The organism is Nibricoccus aquaticus (assembly GCF_002310495.1).
GTDB classification, from domain to species: Bacteria; Verrucomicrobiota; Verrucomicrobiia; order Opitutales; family Opitutaceae; genus Nibricoccus; species Nibricoccus aquaticus.
The window spans coordinates 410,807-431,394 of sequence record NZ_CP023344.1 but is presented as its reverse complement, the minus strand read 5'-3'; the positions used below and the strand labels follow the sequence as shown (position 1 = coordinate 431,394).

General features: G+C 63.7%; 18 protein-coding genes. 7 read left to right on the top strand and 11 right to left on the bottom strand.

Translation table 11 applies throughout. The annotated features are described in order from the left end of the window. Positions 1-7: 7 nt before the first annotated feature. The 6 genes from CMV30_RS01810 to CMV30_RS01785 form a co-directional block, all read right to left on the bottom strand. Positions 8-514, bottom strand: a complete 507-nt coding sequence (locus tag CMV30_RS01810) for a hypothetical protein (protein WP_096054436.1) — start codon at positions 512-514, stop codon at positions 8-10. Between the two features lie 185 nt (positions 515-699). Then, complete coding sequence (rpmA, locus tag CMV30_RS01805; RefSeq protein ID WP_096054435.1) at positions 700-939, bottom strand: 50S ribosomal protein L27; 240 nt, start codon at positions 937-939, stop codon at positions 700-702. A 23-nt stretch (positions 940-962) separates the two neighbouring features. Beyond that, entirely contained in the window at positions 963-1,277 is a 315-nt protein-coding gene (rplU, locus tag CMV30_RS01800; protein WP_096054434.1) for a 50S ribosomal protein L21, read from the bottom strand. Positions 1,278-1,356: 79 nt separating this feature from the next. Beyond that, positions 1,357-2,058, bottom strand: a complete 702-nt coding sequence (locus CMV30_RS19695) for a chromosome partitioning protein ParA (RefSeq protein ID WP_175414691.1) — start codon at positions 2,056-2,058, stop codon at positions 1,357-1,359. Then, positions 2,055-3,014 (bottom strand): PfkB family carbohydrate kinase, encoded by a 960-nt coding sequence (locus CMV30_RS01790; protein ID WP_096054433.1) that lies wholly within the window; start codon positions 3,012-3,014, stop codon positions 2,055-2,057. Before CMV30_RS01790 ends, CMV30_RS19695 begins: the two co-directional genes overlap by 4 nt. Further along, complete coding sequence (locus CMV30_RS01785; RefSeq protein WP_096054432.1) at positions 3,011-4,408, bottom strand: MFS transporter; 1,398 nt, start codon at positions 4,406-4,408, stop codon at positions 3,011-3,013. The genes CMV30_RS01790 and CMV30_RS01785 overlap by 4 nt, the downstream gene beginning before the upstream one ends. A 29-nt stretch (positions 4,409-4,437) precedes the next feature. On the opposite strand from CMV30_RS01785, the gene CMV30_RS01780 reads away from it, so the two are divergent. Next, complete coding sequence (locus CMV30_RS01780) at positions 4,438-4,989, top strand: DNA-3-methyladenine glycosylase (protein ID WP_096054431.1); 552 nt, start codon at positions 4,438-4,440, stop codon at positions 4,987-4,989. Positions 4,990-5,091: 102 nt separating this feature from the next. Here the strand turns inward: CMV30_RS01780 and CMV30_RS01775 are convergent, their stop codons facing one another. The 5 genes from CMV30_RS01775 to CMV30_RS01755 form a co-directional block, all read right to left on the bottom strand. After that, positions 5,092-5,601, bottom strand: coding sequence for an REP-associated tyrosine transposase (locus CMV30_RS01775; protein ID WP_175414690.1), 510 nt, complete (start codon positions 5,599-5,601; stop codon positions 5,092-5,094). A 101-nt stretch (positions 5,602-5,702) separates the two neighbouring features. Continuing rightward, positions 5,703-6,488, bottom strand: coding sequence for a DUF3108 domain-containing protein (locus CMV30_RS01770; RefSeq protein WP_096054429.1), 786 nt, complete (start codon positions 6,486-6,488; stop codon positions 5,703-5,705). Continuing rightward, a complete protein-coding gene (locus tag CMV30_RS01765; RefSeq protein WP_096054428.1) occupies positions 6,485-7,156 on the bottom strand; it encodes a metallophosphoesterase in 672 nt (223 codons plus the stop codon). Before CMV30_RS01765 ends, CMV30_RS01770 begins: the two co-directional genes overlap by 4 nt. 189 nt (positions 7,157-7,345) lie before the next feature. Beyond that, positions 7,346-10,051, bottom strand: a complete 2,706-nt coding sequence (locus CMV30_RS01760) for a DEAD/DEAH box helicase (RefSeq protein ID WP_096054427.1) — start codon at positions 10,049-10,051, stop codon at positions 7,346-7,348. A 261-nt stretch (positions 10,052-10,312) separates the two neighbouring features. Next, positions 10,313-13,108, bottom strand: a complete 2,796-nt coding sequence (locus CMV30_RS01755) for an ATP-dependent DNA ligase (RefSeq protein WP_096054426.1) — start codon at positions 13,106-13,108, stop codon at positions 10,313-10,315. A gap of 121 nt (positions 13,109-13,229) precedes the next feature. Between CMV30_RS01755 and CMV30_RS01750 the strand changes: the two genes are divergently transcribed. From CMV30_RS01750 to CMV30_RS01725, 6 genes are all read left to right on the top strand, one after another. Beyond that, positions 13,230-14,693 carry a cryptochrome/photolyase family protein gene (locus CMV30_RS01750; protein ID WP_096057562.1) on the top strand — a complete coding sequence of 488 codons (1,464 nt, stop codon included), beginning with the start codon at positions 13,230-13,232 and terminating at the stop codon, positions 14,691-14,693. Between the two features lie 52 nt (positions 14,694-14,745). Then, the gene (locus CMV30_RS01745; RefSeq protein ID WP_096054425.1) at positions 14,746-16,386 is read left to right on the top strand and encodes a cryptochrome/photolyase family protein; all 1,641 of its coding nucleotides are present in this window, start codon (positions 14,746-14,748) and stop codon (positions 16,384-16,386) included. Between the two features lie 100 nt (positions 16,387-16,486). Then, positions 16,487-17,860: a TIGR01777 family oxidoreductase gene (locus CMV30_RS01740; protein WP_096054424.1), complete on the top strand. Its 1,374-nt coding sequence runs from the start codon at positions 16,487-16,489 to the stop codon at positions 17,858-17,860. Positions 17,861-17,873: 13 nt separating this feature from the next. After that, the gene (locus CMV30_RS20025) at positions 17,874-18,842 is read left to right on the top strand and encodes an NAD(P)/FAD-dependent oxidoreductase (protein ID WP_217494440.1); all 969 of its coding nucleotides are present in this window, start codon (positions 17,874-17,876) and stop codon (positions 18,840-18,842) included. Positions 18,843-18,891: 49 nt separating this feature from the next. Further along, a complete protein-coding gene (gene cysK, locus CMV30_RS01730; protein WP_096057561.1) occupies positions 18,892-19,848 on the top strand; it encodes a cysteine synthase A in 957 nt (318 codons plus the stop codon). Positions 19,849-20,039: 191 nt separating this feature from the next. Then, a complete protein-coding gene (locus CMV30_RS01725) occupies positions 20,040-20,546 on the top strand; it encodes a signal peptidase I (protein WP_096054422.1) in 507 nt (168 codons plus the stop codon). The last annotated feature ends 42 nt before the right edge of the window (positions 20,547-20,588 follow it).

Sequence of the window (20,588 nt, the reverse complement as noted above, 5' to 3'; positions counted from 1 at the left end):
TTTCGGTTTATCTGCGCGCGCCGGGGCGACGGGTGCGTTCATCGCGGCGGTCTTGTTCGAGCATGCCATCGAGGAGATCGGCGATGCCCAGGGGACCGGCCGGAGCGGCGGGCAGAGGTGACGAAGCGGAGAGTGGTGAGCGCGCGGGCGCGGACTGCGGAGCGGGGAATGGTGCTGCCGAGGGCGGCGTGAAGCCTGGGAATGGCGAGGAGGAGAGACCGTGGTTGCGCAGGAAGGCGGCGAGCTTGGGCGCGAGGAGTTCGGCGAGGAGGGCGGCGTCGGTGACGCGGAGTTGTTCGGCGCGGTAGAGATCGAGGAGGTCGTTTTCGTGGATGCTATCGGGGCCGTGCGCGGCTCGGACGGTGGCGAGGGCTTCGGCGAGGTCGCGGTCGAGCGCGTGGTGGTCAGCGGGCGCGGAGGTTTCGATGTTGAGGCAGATCTGGCGGCAAAGCCGGGCGAGCTCGATGCGCGGGGCATCGATCTGGGCGAAGGGGATTGCGGATACGGCGGTCAAAACTCGACGCGCTAGACCACGCGATGCGAAGGTGGTTCGCGCGAATTTCCGGGGCCTTGATGACTCGTGAGGGTAAGCGGCACTTGGGTAAGTGCCGGTCCGTGCGGAGGGCGTCGCCGACCTGCGGGCATAAAAAAAACGCAGCCGTTGCGGGCTGCGTTTTTGAGAGTGAAGCGGTTGATCGCTTAGACGATGGCGACCTTGCGGTGGGCCTTGTCGTACTGGACGGTGCCGTCCTTGAGTGCGAAGAGGGTCCAGTCGCGGCCGGTGCCGACGTTTTTGCCTGCGTGGAGTTTGGAGCCGCGCTGACGGACGAGAATGTTACCGGCGAGAACGGCTTGTCCGCCGAACTTCTTGACGCCGAGCATCTGTGGCTGGCTGTCGCGACCGTTACTTGTAGAACCTGCACCTTTTTTATGCGCCATGACTTAGTGTCTCCTAGTTTAGATTAAGCGTTGATAGATTGAATCTTGATCACGGAGAGATCCTGACGGTGGCCTTGCTTGCGCTCCATGCCCTTACGTTTCTTCTTTTTGAAGACGACGATCTTTTTGCTGCGCTTGTTTTCGAGGATCGTGGCGGTGACGCTGGCTCCGTTGAGGAGGGGGGCGCCGACGCGGAAGCTTTCGCCTTCACCGACGGAGAGAACCTCGTTGATTTGAACGGAGGAGCCGGCTTCGGAATTGGGGTAGCGGTTAACGATCAGGATGTCGCCTTCGGAAACGGCGAACTGCTGGCCCTGTGTTTTGATGGTCGCTTTCATAAAATAAAGGGGCGAACTAAGTGAATCTTAGTCCGCCCTAGCAAGGATTTATTTGGGAAAAACAGCGTCCGAGATCCGGTTAAGGTTTCTTGTCGGTGGCTTTCTCGCTGGCGGGTCTTTGAACGGCGGCTTCGGCATCGGCATTTTTCATATCGACGTCGAGGTAGTAATGGGTGCGGCGCTTGTAGTCGCTGGGGTAGATGGAGCGGGAGAGGAGTTCGGCTTTTTGGGTGATCTCCTCGGCCTTTTGTTTTTCGAGTTCTTGCTGGCGTTTGAGAGCGGCGAGACGGGCGGCTTCGCGGTCGGCGGCTTCTTTTTTGGATTTTTCGTCGGCGGCGAGTTTTGCGAGGGCGGCTTGGCGGGCTTTTTCGGCTTCGATGGCCTGGCGTTCGCGTTGTTCGGCGATGCGGCGGGCTTCGCCTTCGGCGGCGGCCTTTTCGGCGGAGAGGCGTTCGCGTTCTAGGGTGGCGAGGCGGGCTTCTTCGGCGGCGGCGAGGCGTTTGGCTTCGGCGGCGGCTTCGTCGGCGCGGAGGCGGGCGAGTTCGGCTTCGGCGGCTTTGGCGTCTTTCTCGGCTTGAAGAGAGATGAGGCGTTGCGCCTCGGCTTCTGCGGCGGCGCGCTTGCGGGCGGCGTCGGCGAGGCGGGCGGCTTCGGCGTCGGCCTCGGCTTGCTGGCGGGCGGCGAGTTCGCGGTCGGCGCCGGCTTTGTAGCTACGGTAGCCGAAGAAGCCACCGGCGAGGACGATAAGGAGGGTGAGGATAATGACGACTTTACGGTTCATGGTGTGGGAAGTGACCTCGATTGAGGAACTTGGTTCATAGGGAAGTCCGCGATTCCCGGGCTGGCGGCGTTGGCGGAGGCGAAGGGAAGCGCGAAGGCGACGGCGTCGGCGAGGATGAATTTTTTTATTAACAGAGCGTGGAGGACGCAGGCGAAGAGGACATCGCCGGAGCCGGTGGGGGAGATTTCGGCGATGGGTGGTGGGCGGAGGGACGACGGTGTGGAGGCGGTGGAAGACGGAGTGTTTTCGATGAAGCAGACTTCGCCGGGACCTTCGGTGATGATCCAGCGCTGAACGGGCCAGCGGGTGCGGGCGGTGGCGAGGCGGGCGAGCACGGGGGTAGATCGTTCGGCGGGGGGGAAGAGAAGGTCGAATTCATCGCGGTTGATTTTGATGAGGCTGACGGGGCGTTCGACGAGCCAGGTGAGGGGAGCGCCGTAGGTGTCGGCGCAGATGATGGCGCGAGGGATGAGTCGTTCGAGGGCGGTGCGGAGTGGGGCGGCGTCGGGAGTATCCAGGCCGGGGAAACTTCCGCAGAGGGCGAGGACGGAGTTGTCGGGCAGGGCGTCGAGGTAGTCGGCGCAGGCCTGGAGGGCGATGGAGTCGGGTGGGGAGTCGGGGCCGAGGAAGGTGGTTTCGGGCTGGCCGGGCGCGCGGATGACGAGGCCGGTGCGGGTGGCTTTTTGCGTGGGGAAGGCGTGGAGATTGAAGTTGTGATAGCGCAGCCAGGCGAGGCATTCGGCTCCGGAGGCGCCGCCGGGGAAGCAGAGGGCGGTATTTGGCGTGCCGAGACGATTGAGCATCTTTGAGACGTTGATGCCTTTGCCGCCGACTTGGAATGATTGGGACGTGGCGCGGTGGGTTTTGCCGGGGGACCAGGCGGCGAAGTCTTGGGTGCGCTCGGCGAGGAGGTTGCCGGTGAGCGTGTAGATGTGAGGTGTCGTGGGGGCGCTCATGATTTTTTGTCCTTGGGGTTCTGAACGAAGATGAAGTTCACGACGTAGGTGAGGCCGAAGATGGAGCCGAGGGTGCGGATGTTGCGCATGGCACCGAAGACGGTGGTCAGCTCGCCGGATTGCGGTTCGCGGACGCGGGAGAGGAGGAAGAGGCAGGCGGCGATGGCGAGAACGGGCTGAAGGAGGAAGAGGCGGTGGTAGACGGTCATAGGATCGTGACCGGCGGAGAGAAATGTTTCGAGGATGCGACCGCCGAGCATCGGGGCGACGGCGGTGACGAGGGAGGCGATGGCGAGGTTGAGGCTGATGGCGGCTGTCTTGGCGGTGGCGGGGATGAGTTTGAGGAGGATGTTAAAGATGCCGAGCAACACGCCGGCACTCATGACGCCACCGAAGATCCACATGGGCCAGAGCAGCCAGGCGTTGTCGGGGTGGAGAAAGCACCAGAGGAAGTTTTGAACCTGCCAGGTGACCATGCCGAAGAAGATGACGGGTTTGTTGCCAAAGCGGTGGGCGAGCGCGCCCCACGCCGGATAGGAAAGGATGCCGCCGATACTCGTGAGGATGGTGAGCCAGCTGAGGGCTTCTACGGTGAGCCCAAGATGTCGATACATGAAGACAGCGTAGAAGGGACCGATGCAGTTGGCGGCGAAGCCCCAGACGGCACCGAAGGCGACGAACCAGAGCAGGGATGACGAGTGACGGAGCTCGGCGAGTTGGTCGCGCCACGGGCGTTTTGCTTCCTGGGTGGCGGCGGAAAGTTCCGGCGTGCGCATGATCGCCTGATACCACGCAGAGAGCGCGCGGAGGGCGACGGCTCCGAAAATCACGAGTTGGAAGGCGAGGACGGAGCTGTTGTTGCGCCGCAGGAGTGTGCCGACCGCGATGAGGAAGACGGCGGTGGCGACCTGGATGACCTGATTGCGGATGCCGAAGTATTTTCCGCGCACGCGGCCGGGAACCCATTCTTGTATCCAAGAAGTCCAGCCCACGCCGGCGAGGGCCGCGGTGACGCCGAGCAAGGCGAAGAGCGCCATGAACCAGGGCGCGCTGCGGCCGGGGTCGTTGACGGGCAGCCAGAACATGACGGCTCCGAGGACGGCGAGGAGGGCTGTTTGTGCGGCGGCGCTGAAGCAGGCGAGGCGTTGCGGACGGATTTTGGAGAGGAGAGGGGTGAGGCCGAGCTGGAGAAAATTGCACCAGAAGGGCATTGAAACGATGATGCCGTAGGTGCTCGGAGGAAGCTGATAAAGGCCGGTGAGGAGTGCCGCAGCGACGAAGTTTCCCGGAGTGAGCAGGAAGACCGCAGGCATGGCGGCGAGGCCGTCGTAGGTGCAGCGACGCAGGTTTTGGCGAAGGAGAGAAATAGGGGCGGTCGTTGCGTTGGTGCTCACGCGGAATATGAAAGGGGCACTCAACCAGCATGCCGGAAATCCTCCAAGCGAAAGTCTTTCAGCGCGTAAACACGGTGGCGGTGGCGCGCGGGTTGATCGGACGAGTGCTCGTGCGGCGGCGGGAGGATGGGAGCGTAACGCGGCATGTGATCACGGAGACGGAGGCGTACTGCGGCGAAGAGGATCTGGCGTGTCACGCGCGGGCGGGGCGGACGGCGCGGACGGAGGTGATGTATCGCGCGGGCGGCGTGTGGTACGTGTACCTGTGTTATGGGATTCACGAGATGTTGAATCTCGTGACGGGGCCGGAGGATTTTCCGGCGGCGGTGCTGATCCGTGGCGTGGCGGATGCGAAGGGGCCGGGCCGGTTGACGAAGCGGCTGGAGATCGGGCGGGCGCTCAACGGGCTGGCGGCGACGGAGGAAAGCGGGCTGTGGATCGAGGAGGGCCAGCGTGTGCCGGGAAATCGAATACAGGCGACGCCGCGCGTGGGTGTGGATTTCGCGGGGGCGGAGTGGGCGGGGAAACCTTGGCGGTTTGTTTTGAAACCGACGGAAGTGAAGGAGGTGAAGAAGACTTAAGGCAGGACAGCGAGCTTGCTCGCGCGGTTGGAAAAACCTGGGCGGAAGGACGGATGACGTGATTTTTCCGAGCGCGTGCAAGCACGCTGGCCTACGGCGGCGTTATGCGAGCCATTCGGGGAATGGGCGGTCGTCGTCGAGCGTGGGGCGGAATCGTCGGGCGTCGTCTTCGTGCAGCCAGAAATGCGGGTAGATTTCAGTCGTTGGAACGAGGCCAGCGCGGTAGGGGTTCAGGAAAATATACTGCAGGACGGTCCCGACCTCATCGCCATCGCGGAGTCGATGTTCGTAGTAATTTCCCTGCCAGCGGAGACCGGCGGCGATGAGAGCAGACCGAGTTTTGGTTTTGAGCCTCGCTACGACGCGGCCGAGTGGGAGAGCGCCTGTGAGTTCGATGAGGAGGTGCGTGTGGTCGGGCATGATGACTGTGGCGCGGGGGCGCCAATGGCCGTCGTGGGCACATGCATCGACTTGCTGGCGAATCGCGGCGGCGACCGGGTTTGATGTGAGTCCGACGGCGCGATCAGCTGTGCAGAGTGTTAGAAAGTAGCTCGAATAGCGCGATGACCATCGATGGCTACGGAGCGACTCAAACCCTCGGGGCGGTTGCACGTTGGCGACGCTGCGAGGCAATGGCGGTAATACAAGAGCGGGCGAGCAGATCACGAAGCGCGTGCAAGCACGCTGACCTACGGGGGCTGAAGCGCGCGGATTCAGGGTTGGCGGAGGGCGACTGGCGTGAAGGGTGGGCGGTAGTCGGTGAGCCAGGCGGTGCCGGTGCCGTATTTGAGGGAGACTTCGAGTTTTACGGGGAGGTGTTTTTCGTCCTGGGAGATCCAGACGCGGACGGTGCCGCCGCGTTTGAACATGCCTTTGGGGTCTTTCTCCATGAGGGGGACGATCACGAGGGTGTCGTAGGTGCCGGTGGGGGTTTCGACGCGCTCGATTTTTTCGGCGACGAGGGTGAGGTCGTAGAACTCGTCGTCGAACATCACGGTGGTGGGGCGGCGGTCGCCGACTTTGAGATTCCAGGCGCGCGATTCGATGAGGCTCGTGATGAGGTCCATCGGCTGGCCGGCGGGCAGCGGGATGTTGAGGGAGCGGTGTGGACGGAGATAATCTTCGTAGCGGACGTTGGCGGCGGTGTAGTCGAAGACGGCCATCGCGTGGGTCTTTTTCTTTTTGGTGGAGGTGCTGGCGACTGCGGCGAGCATGCGGCCGTCGGTGCTGTCGAAGACGGATTCGGCGCGTCCGTCGAAGGAGTAGAGTTTGCGGATCATCCCGCGCGTGGCGGTGGTGGTGGTGACGCGGATCTGGGAGAGACCGGCGGATTGTTCGGCGCGGGCGGCGATGGTGATCTCGGCGGCTTCGCTGAAGAGGCCCCAGCTGACGCGGAAGTTGAATCGTTCACCGTCGCCGAAAGAAATGGGAGCGGCGCGGAGGGCGGCGGAACAGACGAGGGTGGTGAGTGAGAGGAGAAAAGCGGGCAGGAGTTTCATGGACGACCGCGGAGGATTCCGTGGTGCTCGGGTTTGACTGCGAAAATCCGGGAAGGTGCAATTGCCCAGAGGAATTCTTTGGGTTCCACGTAGTTGAGCCAATTGGTGCCGGCGGACCACGGGGAGAAGGCGGGTAGAATGAGACGGCTTGAGGAAGCGACGAGGGCGGGAAGTTTCAGGCGCGTGCCTGCTCCGTCATAGAGCGAGACGGCGGGGTGGTGGTGGCCGATGATTTCGAGGGTGTCGGCGGGGGCTTTGAGTTTGGTGTCGTCGCCGTGGTGGAAGAAGAAGCCGGGGCGCTGGAGTTCGCGGAGATTGGCGCGGGACCAGCGGTGGTCGTGGTTGCCGGCGAGGATGAAGATGTCGGGGCCGGTGGGCGTGGATAAGTCCGTGAGGAATTTTTCGGCGGCGGTGCGGCCGGTGGGGGCGTTGAGGGAGTCGCCGAGCCAGATCATTTCGCGCGGTTGGTAGTCGGCGATGAGGGAGCGGAGTTGGGAGGCGATCTCGGCGTCGCCCCAGTGGGGGAGGAGGTTGCCGCGGGCGCGGTGGGATTCGACGTAGCCCCAGTGGAGGTCGGCGACGACGAGGATGCGGAGGGACTCGATGAAGAGGGCGCGGCGGGAATCGAGGTGGATGCCGGGGGAGATTTGGTGGCGAGGTGGCGTCACTTTTCGGAGGGGGTCACAGAGGGCACGGAGCTAGGACACGGAGAACTGGGAGGACGGAAATTTTTGGACAGGATTACAGGATGAACAGGATTGGCGATGGGAAGATAGTGGCTCGTTACGAGAGGCGGCTGAGTGAGGTGAAAACGGGCGATGGTGAACAGCGCGCTCGGAGTGCGCGCTCCACCTCGATCATTGGTCATTCGCGGACGGGACGTTTGCGAGGTCGGCGCCGTACCTGTCGTGGTAGAGGCGCTCGATGGTGGTTTCGGGGTCTTCGAGGGTCATGGTCTCTTTGATTTTACTGACGAAGATGCCAAAGGAAAACGGGCTGACGCGGTCGGTGGGGACGAGTTCCCACGGGACGTTGTGGACGTCGTCGAGGAATTGGAGGGCGCGGGGTGTATCGAGGAAGCGGAGCGTGGCTTCGGCGTAGGCTTCTTCAAGGAGCGGGTGATCGGGCTCGTGGCGGCGGAGGACGTCGAAGATGATCTCGGCGCTCCACTGGAGTGAGCGGGCGCCGCGTTCCTGGCCGTGGACGCGGCGTGGGACCATGAGGCCGGTTTGAGCGACGCCGCGGAATTGCCATTTGACGAGGTCGGCTTCGGAGAGGGCGGAGCGAAGGGCTTCCTCGGCGCCCTCGCGCACGAAGAGTTTTTTCCAGGTGGGCAGATCGATGGCTTGGAAAGGTGCGACGGTGAGAAGAAAGCCGTAGTCATCGATGGTGACGCGGGCGTTGCCGCCGACGATCTGGTTGACGCGCCAGACGATGATGCGGGAGAGCGCGTCGTTGGGCGAACGACCTATGAGGGAGTGAACGAAATAGTGCAGGAGGCCGCGTTCTTCGTAGCGCTCGATGAGGAAGAAGCCGGTAGTGGGGACGCGGGAAATTTGGGACTGAAGAAGGAAGTGGCGGACGATGGCTTCGGAGTTCGCGCGGGAGAGTGAGTAGCCGGTGGCAAGCCAGTCGGTGGCGGACTCGATCCGGCCAACGTTGGCGGCGAGTGACGCGTGGAGATTGATCGACGTGGGGGAATTCGCGGGGGGCGCGGGCAGGCGGGAAGCGAGTTCGGTGCGGAAGCGGGCGACTTCGAGAGCGATGCCGCTGGTGAGGGGCATTTTGTTGGCGTTCCAACGGGGGACGGTCGGGAGGGAGTTTTTAGCTTCGGCGACTTTCGCGGTGAGGAGACGCGTCTCGATGAGGCGGACGGTGCGGCCGTTGAGGACGAAAGTGTCTCCGGGGCGAAGGCCCTTCATGAACATTTCCTCGACCTGGCCTAAATTGCGGCGGCCGAGGCGGACCTGGATCATCGGTGAGGCGGCGATGGTGCCGACGTTTTGGTAGAAGTCGCGGGCGGTGCGCGGCGACGGGATCGTGAGTTGCCCGTCGACAAGGCGGATCTTGCCGAAGACGTCGCGGTAGTTGCGTTCCAGTGACACGCCGCCGCCTTCGAGGTAGCGGAGAACGCGGTCGAACTTTTCGCGGGTGAGTTCCTTGAAGGGCTGGGCGCGGCGGAGAAGGGCGAAGGCTTCGTCGGGCGTGACGGAGCTGAAGATGGCGAGGCCGACGAGATGTTGGGCGAGGACATCGAGCGGATCGGCGTGGAGGCGGACGGGTTCGAGTTCGCGGCGCTCCATCATCTGCGCGGTGACGGTGCACTCGACGAGGTCGTTGATGTTGGTCGCGAAGAGGACACCGTGGCTGGTCTGCTTCATCGAGTGGCCGGAGCGGCCGATGCGTTGGAGGGCGCGGGAGACGCCTTTGGGCGCGGAGACCATGACGACTGTATCGATGGAACCGATATCGATGCCGAGTTCGAGACTGGTGGAGCAGACCACGGCGCGGAGTTCGCCGCGTTTGAGTCGGTCTTCGACTTCGAGGCGGACGGCACGGTCGAGCGAGGCGTGGTGGACTTCGATCTGCGGAGCGAGGTCAGGGAGGAGTTGTTTCAGGCGGAGGCCGATGCTTTCGGCTCCGCTGCGGGTGTTGGTGAAGATGAGCGTGGTGCGTTTCTGGAGGAGCAGCGTGCAGAGTTCTTTGTGGAGACGGGCGCCGCCCCAGCCGGCGGGTGGGTAGGGATTTTTGCGGAGCGGGGAGAAGAGCTCGATGTGGGCGCGTTTGAAGGGGGCGATGTCGATGATGCGGCAGGGGCGGTCGGTGCCGACGAGGAATTCGGCGACCGTTTCCAGTGGGGCGACGGTGGCGGAGAGGCCGATGCGTTGAAGAGTGAAGGGTGAAGAGGGAAGAGTGAAAGCGGAGGATGAGCCGGAAACCGGGGTGGAGGGCGTCGGAGAACGGTGCGCGGTTGCGATGACGTCTTCTAGGCGCTCGGCGGAGGCCATGAGGAGGGAGCCGCGTTTGTTTTCGGCGAGGGCGTGGAGTTCGTCGATGATGAGGAAGCGGACGGTTTTGAAGGCGGCGATCCAGGTCGGCTGGCTGAGGAGAAGCGTCAGACTTTCGGGCGTGGTGACGAGGATGTGCGGGGGCTTGCGGCGTTGGGCGGCGCGCTCTTTGGGCGTGGTGTCCCCGCTGCGGGAAGCGACGCGGATGTGTTTCCAGCCGAGTTCGTCGAGCGGGCTTTGGAGATTTTTTTGGAGGTCGTACGTGAGCGCGCGGAGAGGCGAGACGTAGATGGCGACTAGTCCGGCGGGGAGTTCTTTGCGGTCGTGAGCTTTGGCGAGGTAATCGAAGACGCCGAGGAAGGCGGCGAGGGTTTTGCCGGTACCGGTGGGCGAGCAGAGAAGGGCGGAGTGGCCGGCGAGGATTTCGGGGACGGTGGTGAGCTGGCCGGGGGAGAAGTGGGTGAATTTGTTGGCGAACCAGGTGGCGAGTTCGGGGTGGAGGGCGGAGAAGAGGCGCGGCTCGGTGAGGGCGGGTTTTTCTACGCGGGTGAACATTGAGAGGGGCGAAAGCGGGCGAACTTTAGGTTAAGCGCAAAGACGCGAAGACGCTAAGGTCGGAGCGAAGGAAGGAATCGGAGTTTTTGTTTTAACCACAGAGGCACAGAGGACACGGAGCTTGGAGTCGTAGAGAGTGGGGACGGAGTTCGGAAGTTTCACAGAAGAGACCGAAGGGAACGAAGAGGCGCAGGTGAGAGACGAGTAAGCACGTCGGATGAGTGATGTTTTGGACTCTTAGCGTCTTCGCGTCTTCGCGATTCAAACGGTTTTGGTTGGGGCGAACGCGTTGGGGCCGGCGAGGCGGCGGCAGGTTTCGAGGGTGTCGATGTCGGCGAGGGTCTTGTCGGTGCGGATGCGGGCGATTCTCGGGAAGCGGAGGGCGTAGCCGCTGGGGTGGCGTTTGCTTTCCTGAATGGAGTCGAAAGCGACTTCGAGTATGACGTCGGGCGTGACGGTGCGGAAGCGACCGTGTTCTTCGAGGGTGTTGGCGAGGAAGTGTTCGGTGTATTGGGCGATCTCGGCATCGGTGAGACCGGAGTAGGCTTTGCCGACGGTGAGGAGGGCGCCGGTGGCGTCGTCGCGGATGGCGAATGTGTAATCGCTGAGGACGCCGCGTCGTTTGCCGTGGCCGTACTCGACGCCGGTCACGACGACGTCGAGCGTGGCGTAGGCTTTTTTGAGTTTGAGCCAGGCGAGTCCACGACGGCCGGGCGTGTAGGGGCTTTGTGGATCTTTGGCCATGAGGCCTTCGTTGCCGCGCTGGCGGGAGGCGAGGAAGGCGGCGTCGATTTCGCCCGCCGTTTGGGCTGGTTTGACCGGGGCAAGGTAGAGGGCGGAATTATGAATTAGGAATGATGAATTAAGAATGGATTCGAGGGCGGTACGGCGGTCTTGGAGAGGGGATTTTAGGAGTGAATTTCCGTTCAGCCAGAGGAGGTCGTAGGTGGAGAAGGAAATGGGAATCTCTTGGCCTAGGAAGAAGTCGTCGCCGCCTTTGCGACCGAGGCGTTTTTGGAGTTCGGCGAAGGGGAGGGCGCGGCCGTCGCGCCAGGCGAGCAACTCGCCGTCGAGGATGACGTCGGCGGGGAGCGAGGCGGCGGCGCGGGCGAGGTCGGGGAATTGGGCGGTGATGTTGTGGAGGTCGCGGGAAAAGAGTTCGACGCACGGGCCTTGTTTGTGGAGCTGGCAGCGGATGCCGTCGTATTTTTCTTCGAGCCAGACGGGTGGGGTGAGGCGTTCGAGGATCGCTTCGGCTGTGGGCTCGGGGCTCGCGAGCATGAACTGGAGCGGGTGGAAGATGCGGAGCGAGATGCTGGCGAGTTCGTCTCGGCGGGCGGCGCGGACGACTTGAGCGAGGTCGCCGCTGAGCATGTTGGCTTCTCGGACGGATTCGAGAGGGCGGCTCGTGGCGGCGGCGATGGCTTCTTCGACGAGGCCTTCTTTGAGGCCGATGCGGAGATCGGTGGTGATGATCTTGATGAGGTATTTCGCGGCGGCGGGCGTGAGGCGGGCGAGACGGGTTTGGAAGAGGTCGAGCTTGGCGGCGGGGCCGCGGGCGGCGGCGAGGGCGGCGAAGAAGTCGGCGGTTTCGGAGAGAGTGAATGGCTCGGGTGTGGTGCGGCCGGTGAGCAGGGCTTCGGCGGTGTCGCCGCTGTCGCTGTAGCGCAGATACGTTTGCTTGAAGTCGGCGACGTTAAGGCGGGTGACTTCGAGGATGGCGCGGCGAAGGAGGGACCAGCCGATGTTAAGTGTGCGCGGATCGGATTGGGGGAAGGGGCGGCCGGTGAAGAAGACGGCGGCGAGGGCGGCATCTTCTTCGGATGGGAGCGAGACGAGGTAGTCGCGGAGGAGGGCAATTTTTTCGAGTTTGGAGGGGATGGCGCGGATGCGGTCGGCGGTTGTCGCGAAGGAGGTGAGGTCGGAAGGAGAAGTAGCGAGTAGCGGGTAGCGAGTAGTGGGTAGGTCGGAGGGAATGTCGGAAGGAGTTGTCTCGCGAAGGTCGGGCGAAGGGATCGAAGGGGAATCGGAGGGAGTTTGTAGTTCGTAGTTGGTAATTGGGGCGGAGACGGCGAGTGGCATCTCGAGTTGGTTGTCCTGGTTGATGGCCCAGGCTTCGATGCCGCGGTCGCGGAGGGTGCGGGCGAAGTCGGAGGAGAAGCCGTGGAGGGTGAGGACGCGTTTGGGGGCGACGAGTTCGACGAAGCGGAGTAGGTCTGGGAAGTCGGCGTGATCGGAGAGCGGGAAGGCGGCGTCGCATTGGTAGCGGAAGATCGCGCCGGGATCGAGGGCCCAGCCGGTGATCATGGCGGTGCGGCGGGCGCGGATTTTTTTGAGGAAGGGAGACTGCGCGGCCTGGGGCGGGCAGATGACGACGTGGCCGGAGAGTTCGGCGGCGGAGAATTCGCAGTAGGGCGGGAAGGTGAGACCGAGCTCTTCGTAGATCTGGGTGAGCTTGTGGGTTTGCGGGTGGAGCATCACCGGGAGTTTCGCGGCGGCGAGGCCGCTGAGGAGTTCCTGGGATTTGCCGAGGCTGTATCCGAAAAGTACGGGCGTTTCATTGTCTTCGAGGGCGGCGCGGCAAAAGGCGGCGATGTCGGCGAGGATTTTTTCGGTGGGCGGGAAGACGTACTGCGGGCGGCCGAAGGTGGTCTCCATGATGAGGACGTCGGCGTGCGGGGTGGCGCAGGGTTCGGCGGAGAGGCCGCGGCGGAGTTTGAAGTCGCCGGTGTACAGGAGCGTGCCGTGGTCGGCGTGCGCGAGGAGGCTTTGGGCGGAGCCGTAGATGTGGCCGGCGGGATGCAGCGTGACGGTAGTGTCGGGCGTGAGTGGTTCGGTGTGGCCGAAAGGGATGACGTGTTCGCGGCGTTCGGTGTTCATGCGGGCGCGCATGAGGCGGGCGGTGCCTTCGGAGCAGAGAATTTCTTTGTGCGGCGCGAGGTGATCGAAGTGCGCGTGGGAAACGAAGGAGCGCTCGACGGGGTGGTGGGCGTCGAGCCACCAGTCGATTTGCGGGAGGTAGATCCCGTTGCGAAATTGAACATCCCAAGAGGACATGTACGGGTGAAGGCAGGCAGTGGATGCGGGGAATCGTACGGCGCAAGTGGGCGGGAAAGAGAAAGTTGAAAACGGGCTTTGAGGACTTGCTTCGCGTGAGGTGCGCGGCTCTTTCGCAGCCGTGAAAGTTTCCTCAACGATCATCTGGTTCCGGCAGGATTTAAGGTTGCAGGATAATGCGGCGTTGCAGGCTGCACTGGAGCGCGGCGGCGCGGTGGTGCCGGTTTATATTCTGGATGAGGAGGGCGAAGGGCGATGGCCGATGGGCGGGGCGTCGAGGTGGTGGTTGCATCAGTCGTTGAAGGCGCTGGATGCGTCGCTGAAGGAGCGTGGGTCGCGGCTGGTGGTGGCGCAGGGGAAGTCGCTGGAGGTTTTGCGGAAGCTCGTGAAAGAGACGGGCGCGGGGGCGGTGTATTGGAATCGTCGCTATGAACCGGCGGTGATCGCGCGGGATAAGGTCGTGAAGGCGTCGCTGGCGGAGCACGGGCTGGAGGTGAAGAGCTTTAACAGCGCGCTGTTGAATGAGCCGCACACGATCGTGAACAAGGCGGGCGGGCCGTTTCAGGTGTTCACGCCGTACTGGCGGCATTGCCTGAGTCTGGAGACGGCGGAAGAGGTGGTGGTGAAGGCGAAGACGTTTCCGGCGCCGGAGCGGTGGCCGGAGTCGGTGGAGATCGAGGCGCTGGCGTTGTTACCGACGATTCCGTGGGACGCGGGATTTTATGCGGCGTGGACGCCGGGTGAGGCGGGCGCGAAAAAGCGGCTGGGATATTTTTTGAAGAAGCTGGCGGCGGATTATGGCGAGCAGCGCGATCTGCCGGGGGTGGACGGGGTGTCGCGGTTGTCGCCGCATCTGCATTTCGGGGAGATCGGGCCGCGGCAGATCTGGGCGGCGGCGCGGGCGCAGGGGAAGGAGTCAGGCGTTTTCCCGGCGAATGCGGGCGTGCAGACGTTTTTGAAGGAGGTGGGCTGGCGGGAGTTTGCGCATCATCTGTTGTATCATTTTCCCAAGACGCCGGTGCAGCCGTTGCGGGAAGAGTTCGCGGAGTTTCCGTGGGCGAGCGATCCGGGCGGGAAGAAGTTGAAGGCGTGGAAGCGCGGGCTGACGGGTTATCCGATCGTGGATGCGGGGATGCGGCAGCTGTGGGCGACGGGGTGGATGCACAACCGCGTGCGGATGGTGGTGGCGTCGTTTTTGGTGAAGCATCTGCGGCTGTCGTGGACGCACGGGGCGGAGTGGTTTTGGGACACGCTCGTCGATGCGGATCTGGCGAGTAACACGCTGGGCTGGCAGTGGAGCGCGGGGTGCGGAGCGGATGCGGCGCCGTATTTTCGCGTGTTCGCGCCGGTGTTGCAGGGCGTGAAGTTCGATGGCGGCGGCGAGTATGTGCGGCAGTGGGTGCCGGAGCTGGCGAAGATGCCGGATGCGTTTTTGCATGCGCCGTGGGAAGCGCCGGAGGAGGTGCGGTTAAAAGCGGGCGTGCGGTTGGGGGAGAATTATCCTGCGCCGGTGGTGGATCATAAGACGGCGCGGGATGCGGCGCTGGAGGCGTTCAAGGCGCTGAAGGCGGAGCGGCCGGCGTGAGTGTGCGGGGAGATTGAGAGAGGACGGAATTTTTAACCACTGATGGGCACTGATGAACACTGATGCGGAAAAGAAGAAGCGGCTGAATGGTGGGGTGAGGAATTTGGTGGTGGTGCTGGGGGATCAGCTGGATGCGGGCGGGGCGGCGCTGGAGGGGTTTGATGCGACGACGGATGCGGTGTGGATGGCGGAGGTGGCGGAGGAGTCGACGCATGTGTGGAGCACGCAGCCGAGGACGGCGTTGTTCCTGGCGGCGATGCGGCATTTTCGCGACGAACTGCGCGGGCGGGGCTGGCGGGTGGAGTACTCGGAAATCGGCGACAAGGAAAACTCGGGAAGTCTGGCGGGGGAGCTGGCGCGGGCGGTGAGGCGGTTGAAGCCGGAGCGGATGATCGTGACGCAGCCGGGCGACTGGCGGGTGCGGGCGGCGCTGGAAGCGGTGGCGGCCGAGCTCGGTGTGATGTGGGAGGAGCGGGCGGACCGACATTTTCTGTGTTCGCTGGAGGAGTTTCGGACGCACGCGGCGGGGCGGAAGCAGCTGCGGATGGAGTTTTTTTATCGGGAAATGCGGCGGAAACACCGCGTGCTGCTGGATGCGAACGGAGAGCCGGAGGGCGGGCAGTGGAACTACGATCCGGAGAATCGCGGGAGTTTCGCGAAGAGCGGACCGGAGGGGTTGAGGGCGCCGAAACGGTTTCCGCCGGATGCGGTGACGCGCAGAGCAATCGCGGATGTGGAGAGGATTTTCGCGAAGCATCCGGGGCGTCTGGAGGCGTTTGACTGGCCGGTGACGCGGGTGCAGGCGCGGGAGGCGCTGGAGGATTTTGTGAAGTACCGGCTGGAGAGATTCGGGGAGTTTCAGGATGCGATCTGGTTGGGGGAGCCGTGGCTGTTTCATTCGCGGCTGTCGGCGGCGATGAATCTGAAACTGCTCGATCCGCGTGAAGTGATCGCGGCGGCGGAGGCGGCGTATCGCGGAGGGAAGGCGTCGCTGGCGTCGGTCGAGGGATTTATCCGGCAGATCCTCGGGTGGCGCGAGTATGTGCGGGGCGTTTATTGGCTGCACATGCCGGAGTATGTGGAGCGAAACGCGCTGAAGGCGGAGGAGGCGCTGCCGGGGTTTTATTGGACGGGGGAAGTGCCGATGGCATGTTTAAGGGATGCGATCCGGCAGACGTTGGATCTCGGATACGCGCACCACATCCAGCGGCTGATGGTGACGGGGCTTTATTCGCTGATGCTCGGGGTGAAGCCGCAGGAAATCCATGCGTGGTATCTGGCGGTGTACGTGGATGCGGTGGAGTGGGTGGAGCTGCCGAACACGCTGGGGATGTCGCAGTACGCGGACGGCGGGGTGATGGCGTCGAAACCGTATGTGGCGACGGGCAACTATATCAAACGCATGAGCAACGCGTGCGCGGGGTGCCGCTTCGATCCGGCGCAATCGACGGGGGAGCGGGCGTGTCCATTCACGACGTTGTACTGGGATTTTTTGCTGCGGCATGAGCGGCGGCTGGCGGCGAATCCGCGGATGGGTTTGCAGGTGAAAAATCTGGCGCGGCTCGATGCGAAGGCACGGGAGGCGATCCAGGCGCGGGCGGAGACGATCCGCAAAAACGGCGGCGTGCCGCCGGGCGCGGGAGCAGAGGCGCGGGCGAAGGGGAACGGGCAGGCGGAGTTGCCGGGGCTGTGAACGCGGAGTGGGCGACGATGAGGATGATGAGTGCGGGCGGCTGCGTGGGATTGAGGATTGCGGGTGCGGTGGGCGGTACGTATGGCGGTGCGCTCCAGACATGAGTCTTCAGACGTTTTCCCGATCCATCCGTATCAGCCGGCCTGCGAGCGAAGTGTTCGCGTGGCATCTGCGGCCGGGGGCGCTGGAGCGGTTGATGCCGCCGTGGGAGCGGGCCGAAGTCGTGAAGCACGTGGGCGTGGCGAATGGTGCGCGGGTGGTGGTGAAGTCGAAAGTGGGGCCGTTCTGGCCGGCGTGGGATGTGGAGCACTGCGACGTGATCGAGGATAAACAATTTCGCGATGTGCAGATCAGCGGGCCGTTCAAGCGGTGGGAGCATACGCACCGGATCGAGGCGGAAGGATCGGCGGAGTGCGTGCTGACGGATGAGATTATTTATGAGCTGCCGGGCGGCGTGATCGGAAATGCGGTGGCGGGCGGCTGGGTGCGGCGGAAGCTGGAGCGGTTGTTCACGTACCGGCATGAGGTGACGCGGGCGGATGTGGAGTTGGCGTTTCGATACGGTGCTGTGCGGCCGATGACGTTTCTCGTGGCAGGAGCGTCGGGGCTAGTGGGCGGGGCGTTGGTGCCGTTTTTGAAATCGCAAGGGCACACGGTGGTGCGATTGGTGCGGCGCGAGGCGGCGGGCGCGGGGGAGATTTTTTGGAATCCGGCGAAGGGTGAACTCGATGCGGCGAAGCTGCGGGGGGTGGATGTCGTTATCAATCTGGCCGGGGAGAACGTGGCGGGCGGGCGTTGGACGGCGGCGAGGCGTGAGGCGATTTTGAGCAGTCGGGTGGCTGCGACGCGGACCCTCGTCAGCACGATCGAGAAGATGAAGCACCGGCCGTTTGTCTTGGTGAGCGCATCGGCGACGGGGATTTATGGGAATCGCGGCGAGGAGCGTGTGAACGAAGAGTCGATGCGCGGGACGGGATTTTTGGCGGACGTGTGCAAGGCGTGGGAAAAGGAAACGGGGGCGGCGGAAGCGCTGGGGCTGCGGGCGGTGGCATTGCGCGCGGGCGTGGTGCTGACGCCGGCGGGCGGGGCGCTGGCTAAGATGTTACCGGCGTTTCGCGCGGGGCTCGGTGGAAAGATGGGGAGCGGGCGGCAGTGGATGAGCTGGATCGGCGTGGAGGATTTCGTCGGGGCGATTTATCACGCGGTGATCGATCAGCGGTGCGGTGGGCCGGTGAATGCGGTGGCGCCGGGAGCGGTGACGAATGCGGAGTTTGCGGAGACCCTTGCGCGGGTGTTGGGGAAACGGGCGTGGTTGAGTGTGCCCGCGTGGACGTTGAAGGCGGCGCTGGGGCAGATGGCGGAGGAGGCGCTGCTCAGCGGTGTGCGGGTGGAACCGGCGCGGCTGGATGAGGCGCGGTACGAATTTCGACACGGGAAATTGGAAGACGCGTTGCGTCATGTGCTCGGGCGGTGATGGTGCGGGCGACATGAACAAAACTATCGCGATCATCGGTGCAGGCATGGCGGGACTGATGGCGGCGCGGGCGCTGCGTGAGCGTGGGGCGAGCGTGGTGGTTTTGGAGAAGAGTCGCGGGGTCGGCGGACGGATGGCGACGAAGCGGGTGGGGACGGCGGTGTTCGATCAAGGGGCGCAATTTTTCACGGTGAGAGATGCGGCGATGGAGAGCTGGCTGGCGGACTGGGAGCGGTCGGGCGTGGCGGCGAAATGGCCGGGCGAGGTTAATGAACGCTGGACGGGGCGGCCGGGAATGACGGCGGTGGCGAAGCGGTTGAGTGACGGGCTGGACATCAAACGGGAGCACAAGGTCACGGCGGCGATGCGGGTGGCGGACGGTTGGGAGCTGATGATCGAGGGACATGGATTGATGCGGGTGGAGCGGCTCGTATCGACGGCGCCGGTACCGCAGACACTGGCGTTGCTTGTTGCGGGCGGCGTGGCGCTCAAGGAGACGCTGGCGGCGGAGCTGGGGCGGGTGAGCTATCATCCGTGTCTGGCGTTGCTCGTGGTACTGGACGGAGCGAGCGCGGTGCCCGTCGAGGGCGTGGCGATCAAACAAGGGCCGCTACGGTGGGTGGCAGATAACGCGAAGAAAGGGATTTCGCCGGAAGGGCAGGGGGCGGTGACGTTGCTGGCGACGCCGGCGTTTTCGGCGGAGCATTATGGGAAAACGGAGAGCGAAGTGGCGGAGCTGCTCGTGCCAGCGGCGCGGGAGTGGCTGGGGAGCGCGGGGGTGGTGTCGGTCGCGTTGCATCGCTGGCGTTACAGCGAGCCGGTGACGACGTGGGCGGAGCGGTGCGTGTGGCTGCCGGAGATTTCGCTGGGGCTGGCGGGCGACGCGTTTGGGGGGCCGAGGGTGGAAGGTGCAGCGTTGTCGGGGCTGGCGCTGGCGGCGCGGATCGCGGACACGCTGGAGCATGAGGAGTCGGCGGATTGAGGCGACGGCCTTGACTGAGCGGGCGGTGGGGCGCGTGATTATGCGCACTATGTCATCCCAGGCTTATCCGAACATCACTGCCACGATTGGAAACACGCCGCTCATCAAGTTGAACCGGATCGCGGCGGCGGCGGGGGTGGTAGGCGATGTTTATTTGAAAGCGGAGTTTTTTAATCCGCTAGCGAGTGTGAAGGATCGCATCGGACTAGCGATGATCGAGGCAGCGGAGAAGGAGGGGAAGCTGCGGGCGGACTCGGTCGTGATCGAGCCGACGTCGGGTAACACGGGGATCGCGCTGGCGTTCGTGTGCTCGGCGCGGGGATACAAGTTGATTTTGACGATGCCGGAAACGATGTCGATCGAGCGGCGCGTGTTGTTGCGCATGCTCGGAGCGGAGATCGTGCTGACGCCGGGCGCGGAAGGAATGCCGGGAGCGATTCGCCGTGCGGGGGAATTGCTGGCGCAGCATGGGAGCCGCGGATTCATGCCGCAGCAGTTTGAAAATCCGGCGAATCCGGAAGTGCATCGCCGGACGACGGCGGAGGAAATCTGGGCGGCGACGGGCGGGAAGATCGACGCGTTTGTCGCGGGTGTCGGCACGGGTGGAACGATCACGGGCGTTTCTGAAGTGATCAAAGCGCGTACGGCGATGAAGACGTTTGCGGTGGAACCGGCGGCAAGTCCGGTGCTCGCGGGCGGCAAACCGGGTCGCCACAAGATCCAGGGCATCGGCGCGGGGTTTATCCCGAAGAACTGCAATACGGCGATCATCGACGAGATCATCGCGGTGACGGATGACGATGCGTTCGAGACGGCGCGGCAGCTGGCGACGCTGGACGGAATTTTGGGCGGCATCTCGACGGGGGCGAATGTGTGGGCGGCGTTGCAGGTGGCGAAGCGGCCGGAGTTCGCGGGGAAGACGATCGTGACGGTCGGGTGCAGTTTCGGTGAGCGTTACCTGAGCACGGCGCTGGCGGAAAAAGCCCGTCAAGAGGTCACGGTTTGAGCCGATAGTTGGTGCGTTCTGCCCGACGATGGAATGAAGCGTTCATCGCCGGTTGCGGAAAATCCCCATGCATTGAGGAAGATTACCTAGTTGGGCCGGGATAAGTTCGGATGCTGTTTGGGCTAAAGTGGCCGGGTGATTGAGGAACACACTCAATAGAGAATTTTTGGAGGGATCGGTAGAGTGTGGGCATGACGTTCGCCTCCACAGTCCGCAGCCTGCTTGCCGCAGTGCTTTTTTCTGCGGTGGCGACGGTGGCGGGTGCGGCGATTGCGGAGCGTCCACTGACGGGTGAGTCTTTCGACACGACGATCGCTGATGCTTACCGCATCGCGGCCAAGCGCGCCGATCTGAGCGTGTTGAAAGTAGAAGGCCGCTCGATGCTCCCCTTTTTCGGCGAAGGCTCGGTTCTTCTCGTGAAGAAGATCGATGCTGCGGCTTTGAAGGCCGGTATGGTGGTGGCCTATAAAAATCGTTTTGGCGAAATGGTGGCTCACCGTTTGATCGAAGCGAAGGCCGATGGCTGGGTCGCTCAGGGTTACAACAACTCGAAGGCGGACACGACGCTGGTGAATGCCGACAATCTGCTCGGTGTGGTTTATATCACGCTTCACTCGAATGGCCTGACCGAGAACGCGGGCGCGATCGCTTCGCTGGTCAGCAATACGACGACTGTCCTCGCGGCTCCGGCCAAGTGAGTTGGCGAGACGGTGCTGAAGCGCGTCGCTCGGCGGACTCAA

Bases quoted from the DNA above. Each gene is read 5' to 3' on its own strand.
- rpmA (WP_096054435.1), bottom strand. From the start codon at position 939: ATGGCGCATAAAAAAGGTGCAGGTTCTACAAGTAACGGTCGCGACAGC.
- rplU (WP_096054434.1), bottom strand. From the start codon at position 1,277: ATGAAAGCGACCATCAAAACACAGGGCCAGCAGTTCGCCGTTTCCGAA.
- CMV30_RS19695 (WP_175414691.1), bottom strand. From the start codon at position 2,058: ATGAACCGTAAAGTCGTCATTATCCTCACCCTCCTTATCGTCCTCGCC.
- CMV30_RS01790 (WP_096054433.1), bottom strand. From the start codon at position 3,014: ATGAGCGCCCCCACGACACCTCACATCTACACGCTCACCGGCAACCTC.
- CMV30_RS01780 (WP_096054431.1), top strand. From the start codon at position 4,438: ATGCCGGAAATCCTCCAAGCGAAAGTCTTTCAGCGCGTAAACACGGTG.
- CMV30_RS01770 (WP_096054429.1), bottom strand. From the start codon at position 6,488: ATGAAACTCCTGCCCGCTTTTCTCCTCTCACTCACCACCCTCGTCTGT.
- CMV30_RS01760 (WP_096054427.1), bottom strand. From the start codon at position 10,051: ATGTTCACCCGCGTAGAAAAACCCGCCCTCACCGAGCCGCGCCTCTTC.
- CMV30_RS01755 (WP_096054426.1), bottom strand. From the start codon at position 13,108: ATGTCCTCTTGGGATGTTCAATTTCGCAACGGGATCTACCTCCCGCAA.
- CMV30_RS01745 (WP_096054425.1), top strand. From the start codon at position 14,746: ATGAACACTGATGCGGAAAAGAAGAAGCGGCTGAATGGTGGGGTGAGG.
- CMV30_RS01740 (WP_096054424.1), top strand. From the start codon at position 16,487: ATGAGTCTTCAGACGTTTTCCCGATCCATCCGTATCAGCCGGCCTGCG.
- CMV30_RS20025 (WP_217494440.1), top strand. From the start codon at position 17,874: ATGAACAAAACTATCGCGATCATCGGTGCAGGCATGGCGGGACTGATG.
- cysK (WP_096057561.1), top strand. From the start codon at position 18,892: ATGTCATCCCAGGCTTATCCGAACATCACTGCCACGATTGGAAACACG.
- CMV30_RS01725 (WP_096054422.1), top strand. From the start codon at position 20,040: ATGACGTTCGCCTCCACAGTCCGCAGCCTGCTTGCCGCAGTGCTTTTT.